We start from the raw sequence: 8,607 nt of genomic DNA, 5'->3' as shown, positions 1-8,607 counted from the left end.
CTCTCGCCAATGGCATGGACCTGACGCGCGATCTCGGCAACTTGCCGCCGAACGTCTGTACGCCGACTTATCTCGGCCATACCGCGAAAAAGCTGGGCAAGGAATTCAAGCTGAAGGTGGAAGTGCTCGGCCAGAAGCAGATCGAAGCGCTGGGCATGGGTTCGTTCCTCTCGGTCGCGAAAGGCTCGATCGAACCGCCAGCGTTCATCGTGATGCATCACCAGGGCGCGGGCGCGAAGGCCGCTCCGGTGGTGCTGGTCGGCAAGGGCATTACGTTCGACACCGGCGGCATCTCCATCAAGCCGGGTGAGGGCATGGACGAGATGAAGTACGACATGCTCGGCGCCGGTTCCGTGTTCGGCACCATGCGCGCGATCGCGGAAATGGGACTGAAGCTCAACGTGATCGGCGTGGTGCCGACCTGCGAGAACATGCCGGCCGGCAACGCGGTGAAGCCGGGGGACATTGTCACGTCGATGTCGGGTACGACTATCGAAGTGTTGAATACTGACGCGGAAGGCCGCCTGATTCTCTGCGACGCGCTGACCTATGTGGAACGTTTCAAGCCCGCTGCAGTCATCGATATCGCCACGCTCACGGGCGCGTGCGTGGTGGCGCTTGGCCATCACAACACGGGTTTGTTCTCGAAGGACGACGCGCTGGCGGGCGAGTTGCTGGACGCATCGAAGGAGGCTATCGATCCGACCTGGCGCATGCCGCTTGACGACGAATACCAGGACCTGCTGAAGTCGAATTTCGCCGATGTCGCGAACATCGGCGGACGGCCGGGCGGCGCGATTACCGCGGCGTGTTTCCTGTCACGGTTCGCGCAGAACTATCCGTGGGCTCACCTCGACATCGCGGGTACGGCGTGGAAAAGCGGCGCTGCAAAGGGCGCAACCGGTCGTCCGGTGCCCTTGCTCACGCAGTTCCTGGTCGATCGCGCGGGCCAATGAGCGTGGTTGAAGCAAGCGTAAGCGTGGAGGCACGGGCATGACGCGGATCGATTTCCATTCGAATGTCGGGGATTCGATCGCGTATGCCTGCCGCCTCGCGCGCAAGGCCTACCTGAGCGGCCAGCCGTTGATCGTGCTGGCCGAACCCGAGCGGTTGAAACGGTTCGACGAGCAGTTGTGGACGTTCAAGCCGCTCGAGTTCGTGCCCCATTGCATGGCGGACAGCGCGCTGGCGGCTGAAACGCCAGTGTTGCTGACGGCGTCGCTGGAAGCGCTGGTGCAGGATCAGCGGCATCAGATCCTGCTGAACCTCGGCGCCACGGTACCGCCGCAGTTCGCGCGGTTTGAACGCCTGCTGGAAGTGGTCGGCAACGAGGAGCAGGAACTCGTGGCTGGGCGCGAGCGGTATCGTTTCTATCGCGATCGGGGCTACGTGCTCAACAACTACAAGCAGGGCGACTGAGCGCACCGCTCAGTCGCTGCGCGCGGCGGGCACGCGGTATGATCGCAAAAACGCCCGCCGTTAGCCCGCAGTCAACCTGCCATCAGGTTGCTATCAGGTTGCCGACAGAACAGCCTGCCATCAAGAGACGGAGTCCACTCGTGCCCATCACCACCGCGCCCGATACGGCTGAAACACCCGAAAACTTCGATTCATCCATTCCTGTGCTGACCGATGTCATCGCGCCCGGCCGGCCGGACCGAGCCCGTGTTGCACCGCGTGCGCCGGAGCCGGTGTTGTCGCCCGCGGCTGTGCCATCGCACGAAGAGCTTGCACACGGAGCAGATCGTGACGCCGATGTGATCGCAGACAGGCTGCGCGGACGCTTCACGCACTTTTTAACAGGCGACGGACGGGCATTGATAGAGGAACGTTGCAGGGAGTCGTTGCAGGAGCATTCCACCTGGCTGGTGAGCCAGATCACGCGGGAGGTTGCGTTGGCGCTGGAAACCGAGTTGACGCAATGGGTGCGCGAGGCGGTGGCCGATGAGCTGGAGCGGCGAAAGCGGCAGTAAGAAGAGATTTCCGGGGCGGTTATGGCTACCGGAGCCGAGTTCGACCGCGCACCGGCATTAATTCTCGCTGGCGCCGGAAGAACCTGAAACGGTCCCCACCGGCGCGAGCGAAAAAACAGCCAGCAATTAACCCGTTACCGCGCCCTTGTTAGCCGGCTGAGCAAGCGCAGCATACTTGGCCAGCACGCCGCGCGTATAACGTGGCGCAGGCTGCGTCCACTCCCCGCGACGGCGCTCGATCTCGGCATCATCCACGTTCAGTTGCAACAGCAGCTTGTGGGCGTCGATGGTGATCGAATCCCCTTCCTTGATGAACGCAATCGTGCCGCCTGCATAGGCTTCCGGCGCAACGTGACCGACCACCATGCCCCACGTGCCGCCCGAGAAACGGCCGTCGGTAATCAGGCCCACCGATTCACCCAGCCCTTGGCCGATGATCGCTGAAGTAGGCGCCAGCATTTCCGGCATGCCGGGACCGCCCTTCGGGCCGAGATAGCGCAACACGACAATGTCGCCCGCCTTGATCTGACCCGCGACAATCGCGGTCATCGCGCTTTGCTCGTCCTCGAACACGCGCGCCGGTCCGGTAATGACCGGGTTCTTCAAGCCGGTGATTTTCGCCACGGCACCGTCCGGTGCCAGATTGCCCTTCAGGATCGCGAGGTGGCCTTCGTCGTAGAGCGCCTTGTCGATCGGGAAAATCACATTCTGGTCAGCGCGCGGCTTCGACGGCACGTCCTTCAGTTCTTCCGCGATGGTCTTGCCGGTGATCGTGATGCAATCGCCGTGCAGCATGCCTGCGTCGAGCAAGATCTTCAGCACTTGCGGAATTCCGCCGGCCTTGTGCAGATCGGTCGCCACGTACTGGCCCGACGGCTTCAGGTTGCAGATCACCGGCACTTTCTTGCGCATGCGCTCGAAGTCGTCGATGCTCCATTCCACTTCCGCCGCATGGGCGATAGCCAGAAAATGCAGCACCGCATTGGTCGAGCCGCCGGTCGCCATGATCAGCGCAACCGCGTTTTCAATCGATTTCTTAGTGATGATGTCGCGCGGCTTGAGATCGGCCTTGACCGCTTCGACCAGCACACGCGCCGATTCAGCCGCGGAATCGACCTTTTCCTGGTCCGGGTTCGCCATCGTCGATGAATACATCAGCGACATGCCCAGCGCCTCGAACGACGAGCTCATGGTGTTGGCCGTGTACATGCCGCCGCACGAACCGCTCGACGGGCAGGCGTTTTTCTCAATGCCGTCGAAATCTTCCTTCGACATGCGCCCGGCCGAGAATTCACCCACCGCTTCAAACGACGACACGATGGTCAGGTCCACGCCCTTCCAGTTGCCCGGACGGATCGTGCCGCCATACACATAGATGCCCGGCACGTTCATGCGCGCGAGGCCGATCATGCCGCCCGGCATGTTCTTGTCGCAGCCGCCGATGACGACAACGCCGTCCATCCACTGGCCTTGCACGGCCGTTTCAATACAGTCGGCGATCACTTCGCGCGACACGAGCGAGTACTTCATGCCTTCGGTGCCCATCGACATGCCGTCCGAGATGGTCGGCGTACCGAAGGTCTGCGGATTTGCGTCTGATTTGCGGATCGATTCGACGGCGGCATCGGCGAGCTTTTGCAGGCCCGAGTTGCACGGCGTGATGGTGGAATGACCGTTGGCGATGCCGATCATCGGCTTGTCGAAGTCTTCTTCCTTGTAGCCAAGGGCGTAATACATCGAGCGATTCGGAGAACGCGCGACGCCTTGCGTGATGTTTTTCGAGCGGCGATTGAAGGCCATGTGGGGGCTCCTTGAGGATTTTATTGTCTGGTCGCGACAGGATGAAGCTTGCGCGAACGCGTGTCCAATATATTATTCAGGGTCTATTAAGTCGTGGAAGATATCAGTGGAAGCGCGGAACATCGAACTCAGGTTGTTGCGGTATTTTGTGACGGTTGCGGAAGAAATGCACTTCGGACGGGCCGCAGGGCGGCTCGCAATGACCCAGCCGCCGTTGTCGCAGGCTATCCGGGCGCTGGAGGACATGCTCGGCGTGGCGCTGTTCGTGCGGACCAAGCGCTCCGTGGAGCTGACGCCCGTGGGCAAGGACCTGCTGCCGGAAGTGCGGCGGCTGCTCGCGGGCGCGGATGCGTTAAGACCGCTCGCGCAATCGCTCGCGCGGGGTGAAGCGGGGGTTCTGTCCCTTGCGTTCGTTTCCACTGCCGATTACGGCCTGCTGCCGCTGCTGCTGCGCGATTTCGGCGCCCGTTTTCCTGGCGTCCGGCTACAACTCGTGGAAGCGACCAGCGACGTCCAGGTGGAAGAGCTGGTCGCGGGCCGCATAGACGCCGGGCTCGTCATTCCGCCGCTGCCACCGCGCCACGCGGTCGCGCTGTCGTATTTGCCAATTGCGCGCGAGCCGCTGGTCATCGCCATGTCTAGTGATGCCGCGGCTGAGCTCGGGCAGGGCGGCGAGGAGTGGTCCGAGACGCCTGTCAGCCTTCATCAACTCGCCGATGCCCCGCTCGTCGTCTTTCCGCGGCGTCTCGCACCCGGTTTCTATGACATGATTATGGGTTGCTACGGCGCGGCCGGCCTGATGCCGCATGTCGGGCAGGAGGCTATTCAAATGCAGACCATTGTCAGCCTGGTGTCAGCTGGCATGGGTGTCGCGCTCGTCCCGCAATCGCTGCGACATCTGCGCAGGACCGGAGTGGTGTATCGTCCGTTGCTCGAATCGGGTCCGGTGGTTGAGACCGGACTCGTGTGGCGCGCGGCGGAGGTCAGCCCGGTGCTCGCCGGTTTTATCGATATAGTGCGCGCTCATGCGGCTACCGTGCCTGCGTTGCCATGACCCCTACACGTAAATAGAAACATGCTCATTCACCCGAATTTCGATCCCATCGCGCTTCATCTAGGTCCGCTCGCTGTGCGCTGGTATGGCCTCATGTATTTGCTGGCGTTCGTCCAGTGCATCGTCATCGGTCGCTTGCGGCTGCGTTTACCGTATGTTTCGGCGCAAGGGTGGACGACGAAGGACATCGACGACATCCTGTTCTACGGGGTGCTCGGCACCATCCTGGGCGGACGGCTTGGCTATGTGGTGTTCTACAAGTCGAGTTTCTACCTCGCGAATCCACTCGATATCTTCAAGGTCTGGGAAGGCGGCATGTCCTTCCACGGCGGCATGATCGGCGTGACGATCGCCATGGTGCTGTTCGCGTGGCAACGAAAGCGGACCTGGCTGCAAGTCACCGATTTCGTCGCGCCCCTCGTCCCGCTTGGACTGGCGGCCGGACGCTTCGGTAACTTCATCAACGGCGAGTTGTGGGGCCGTGTGACCAATCCGAATGCGCCGTGGGCCATGCTGTTCCAGAACGCATCCCCCGATGACGCCATCTGGCTGCGCACTCATCCGCAACAGGCTGCGCAGTGGAATCTGAACGAGATTTTCGAGCGTTACCAGATGCTCCCGCGTCATCCGTCGCAGTTGTACGAGATCGCGCTGGAAGGCTTCGCATTGTTTATCGTGATGTGGCTGATGTCGCGCAAGCAACGGCCGGTGGGCGCGATTTCGGCGGTGTTTCTGATTGGTTATGGCCTCGCGCGCTTCACGGTTGAATTCGCGCGTGAACCGGATGATTATCTCGGTCTGCTGGCCATGAACCTGTCGATGGGCCAATGGCTTTCACTGCCCATGATCATTGGCGGAATCGGCGTGCTTATCTGGTCGTATCGACGTGGTCGCGCACTGCCTTCAGAGTCCGCGAAGCCCTCCTGAACGAGAAATAAGCCTTTGCAAATGCCATGAAAAAGCCTCGCACGCAGCGAGGCTTTTTTACACCGCGAGACTTGAGCTGAGCGCCTATCGGTTCATCTGCACCGAACCCGATACGTTCACGGTCACGGTCGACGTACCCCCTTCGAGCGCCATGGGTGCCGACATCTTTGCATCCGCGCCCATGTTGCGTGCGGCCATCATCATGACCGGACGCGGCGACGACCCGTTATGGCCGATGTTCACTTCACGGATCGCATACCCGCTATAGCCGAACGCCTGTGCCGAACTCTGTGCCTGTTGCTTGAACGAAGCAATCGCTTGCGTCGACAGTTTCTGCTCCGCTGCACGCTGTGCCTCCGGCGAGAGCGAGAACGTCACGCTGCCCACTTGCATTGAATCGCTCATCTTGCCCGCCAGCTTGGACGCCGCCGCGAAGTCCTTTGACTCCAGCACGACTTCCGTGCGGCCGCGCCATGCGGAGATGCGGCCATCGCGATCGGTGGACGGGTAGACGGTGAACGAACCACTGTGCGCCGTGACGTTATCGACACCCTTCGCCTGGCGCAGCGCGGCGTCCGCGCGTTGATTGAGCACCGATGTCAACGAGGCCGGGTCTTGCGCTTCCTGCTCATAGAACAGCGTGATGTCGACCACGTCCTGCGGCACGTCGGCGCTGGCCTGGGCTGCGAGCGACAATACGCCCGACGGCTGGGCCTGAACGACGCTTTGAGCGAAAGCGCTCTGTGCCATGGCGGCGCCTGCAAGCAGCACGACGGCTGCCAGTGTGGAAGTGGTGTTTTTCTTTGTCATCGTCTAACTCCGTAAGCATGAGTGCGCGTCATGTGACGCGAAGCTTAGGCGCTTCCCATGCACGCGAAGTTCCCTTCAACGAGGTTACAAGAGGTGACTGGTGATAAAGCGCCATTGCGCTTCGGTGACCGGCGTGATGGATAAGCGGTTGCCTCTCGCGAGCACTTGCATATCGGCAAGCTCGGCATGATCGCGTAGCGTGGCAAGTGGAATGAGCGGCGTCTTCTTCACGAAGTGGACGTCGACGAGCAACCAGCGCGGCTTTTCCTGCGATGACTTCGGATCGTAGTAGTGGCTGGTGGAATCGAATTGAGTGGGGTCGGGATAAGCGGCCGACGACACCTTCGCAATGCCTGCGATTCCGGGTTGGGGACAGCTCGAGTGATAGAACAGCACGCCGTCGCCAACCTGCATGCCGTCGCGCATGAAGTTGCGCGCTTGGTAATTACGCACGCCGGTCCAGGGCAAAGTTTTTTTCGGCGCGTGAGCGAGATGGTCGATGCTCGCTTCGTTCGGTTCCGACTTCATCAGCCAGTAGTGCATGAATGTTTTCCATGGAGAAAGGCGCCGTGCAAAGAAGCATGCACGATGCAGGATTCACGATGCAAAAGAAAACGGCGCCGGAGAAACTCCAGCGCCGTTAGTCCATTCAGTCGACTCAACCGCTTGCCAGCATGCATTAAATAATACACATGCCGTTGAAAAAGGTCCCCGCCCAAGCCGCTAGGCCGGCATCCTGAACCTGGGTTCAAGATTGGTCGCAGTAAGCAACACCTTGGGCTCATCAGACAGAGTGACGCGCTCGCCAGTGCTACAAGGTCCCACAACCGTGCACAATGGCATTGGTTCAAGGAATATATGACCTTGGCAAACCAGGCAGGGAGCAGTCACTTTACACCAATCATCGAGACGATGCAGCAATGATCCAGGAAAACTTTATGGTGACCGATGAATTTGTTAAATGCTGCAAAACATAGAATCGTGCCAGCACTCCAGCAACAAAATAACATCCGGACTTTAGCCTGCGCGTCAAGCATTTAAAGCGAGTTCAAAGCCGCTACGCGCGCGCCATTGCTGCACCTACTCCGGCAACTACTCCGGCAACTACTCCGGCAACTACAGCGCTTCGTATTGTGAAATCACGACGCCCAGTTGCTCGTTCATTTGATGCATGGTGTGGCGAATCTCTTCGGCCGGGAATGCTTCGCCGTGACGCACGCTGTTTTGCAGCTTGAGCAATTCTGACGCCAGCGACAACGCCGCCATGACCGCGATCCGATCCGTGCCGCGCACGCTGCTTGCGTTTCGTACTTTTGACATTTCCGCGTCAACGCGGGCCACCGCTTCGCGCAAAGCGCCTTCGGTTTCCGGCGAACACGCGAGCCGATACGGCGCGCCGAGAATGGATACCTCGATCTGCTTTGACGTCATGCCTTTTCTCCGTGATGGTGTGATTCTTCATGCAACGCACCGTGCGCCGCGTCGGCGGTATCCGGTTCGGCGCCGCCATCGGGAGGCAAAAGGGCAAGCTGGTTATCCGGCTCAGGTGCAGCTTTCGCACGCGGCAATTTTTCGAGAATCACGTTGAGACGAACCTGCGCATCGTCGATCTTGGCGGACAGCGAGTCGCGCTCCGCCACCAGTGCATCGCGTTCTTCGCGCACGGCCGCAAGTTCGCCCTGCGTGTTGGCATGGTCGGCGCGCAACTGTTCGAGTTGCTGGGCCAACGCGTTATGAGCTTGATGGTGGCGTTCGCTGATCTTGATCAGCCGGCCGATATTCTGTGACAGTGATTCGAGTTCGTTGAGCATGTGCTGCGTCCTCTTAAGACCTCGCATTTTAGCGCGCTTCTCCGGCGCTTCAGAAATTTGGTTCGTTTCCAGACGTAACAGCAGTCGGTCTTCAAAGCATGGGCGCGGCCCTTTATTTGTAGGGGGAAACGTTTTATAGGGGTTCACTTTCCCATTCATTCAGGCGTGCGAGCGTTTGTGAAAATATCGCGCGGAAGCCCTGAAAACAGGGGTAATCGAATAATCGAACCAC

General features: G+C 60.3%; 10 protein-coding genes and 1 other RNA gene. 5 read left to right on the top strand and 6 right to left on the bottom strand.

What is annotated here, in order from left to right:
• The 3 genes from FH08_RS0131975 to FH08_RS54460 form a co-directional block, all read left to right on the top strand.
• Nucleotides 1-956, top strand: a 956-nt coding sequence (locus FH08_RS0131975) for a leucyl aminopeptidase (protein ID WP_031362270.1), incomplete at its 5' end; no start/stop codon positions are given.
• 37 nt (nt 957-993) lie between these two features.
• Nucleotides 994-1,419 carry a DNA polymerase III subunit chi gene (locus tag FH08_RS0131970; protein ID WP_031362269.1) on the top strand — a complete coding sequence of 142 codons (426 nt, stop codon included), beginning with the start codon at nt 994-996 and terminating at the stop codon, nt 1,417-1,419.
• A 140-nt stretch (nt 1,420-1,559) separates the two neighbouring features.
• Nucleotides 1,560-1,973, top strand: a complete 414-nt coding sequence (locus FH08_RS54460) for a DUF2486 family protein (protein ID WP_419178033.1) — start codon at nt 1,560-1,562, stop codon at nt 1,971-1,973.
• A gap of 126 nt (nt 1,974-2,099) precedes the next feature.
• Here FH08_RS54460 and ilvD read toward each other — a convergent pair whose 3' ends face one another.
• Nucleotides 2,100-3,773 (bottom strand): dihydroxy-acid dehydratase, encoded by a 1,674-nt coding sequence (gene ilvD / locus FH08_RS0131960; protein ID WP_031362267.1) that lies wholly within the window; start codon nt 3,771-3,773, stop codon nt 2,100-2,102.
• Nucleotides 3,774-3,879: 106 nt separating this feature from the next.
• On the opposite strand from ilvD, the gene FH08_RS0131955 reads away from it, so the two are divergent.
• Together FH08_RS0131955 and lgt are read left to right on the top strand one after the other, a co-directional pair.
• A complete protein-coding gene (locus FH08_RS0131955; protein ID WP_031362266.1) occupies nt 3,880-4,827 on the top strand; it encodes a LysR family transcriptional regulator in 948 nt (315 codons plus the stop codon).
• 21 nt (nt 4,828-4,848) lie between these two features.
• Complete coding sequence (gene lgt, locus FH08_RS0131950) at nt 4,849-5,754, top strand: prolipoprotein diacylglyceryl transferase (protein WP_031362265.1); 906 nt, start codon at nt 4,849-4,851, stop codon at nt 5,752-5,754.
• 84 nt (nt 5,755-5,838) lie between these two features.
• On the opposite strand, the gene FH08_RS0131945 is transcribed toward lgt, so the two are convergent.
• From FH08_RS0131945 to FH08_RS0131925, 5 genes are all read right to left on the bottom strand, one after another.
• Nucleotides 5,839-6,564: an SIMPL domain-containing protein gene (locus tag FH08_RS0131945; protein WP_031362264.1), complete on the bottom strand. Its 726-nt coding sequence runs from the start codon at nt 6,562-6,564 to the stop codon at nt 5,839-5,841.
• Between the two features lie 84 nt (nt 6,565-6,648).
• Nucleotides 6,649-7,107, bottom strand: coding sequence for an EVE domain-containing protein (locus FH08_RS0131940; RefSeq protein WP_031362263.1), 459 nt, complete (start codon nt 7,105-7,107; stop codon nt 6,649-6,651).
• Between the two features lie 161 nt (nt 7,108-7,268).
• A non-coding RNA gene (gene ssrS / locus FH08_RS49975) (6S RNA) lies at nt 7,269-7,450 on the bottom strand.
• Between the two features lie 230 nt (nt 7,451-7,680).
• Entirely contained in the window at nt 7,681-7,995 is a 315-nt protein-coding gene (locus FH08_RS0131930) for a cell division protein ZapA (protein WP_031362262.1), read from the bottom strand.
• Nucleotides 7,992-8,375, bottom strand: coding sequence for a hypothetical protein (locus tag FH08_RS0131925; protein WP_031362261.1), 384 nt, complete (start codon nt 8,373-8,375; stop codon nt 7,992-7,994). Before FH08_RS0131925 ends, FH08_RS0131930 begins: the two co-directional genes overlap by 4 nt.
• Between the last annotated feature and the right edge of the window lie 232 nt (nt 8,376-8,607).

The sequence above is a fragment of the Caballeronia sordidicola genome, from assembly GCF_000729995.1.
In the GTDB taxonomy this organism is placed as follows: Bacteria; Pseudomonadota; Gammaproteobacteria; order Burkholderiales; family Burkholderiaceae; genus Caballeronia; species Caballeronia sordidicola_A.
This window is presented reverse-complemented; position numbering and strand designations above follow the sequence as displayed.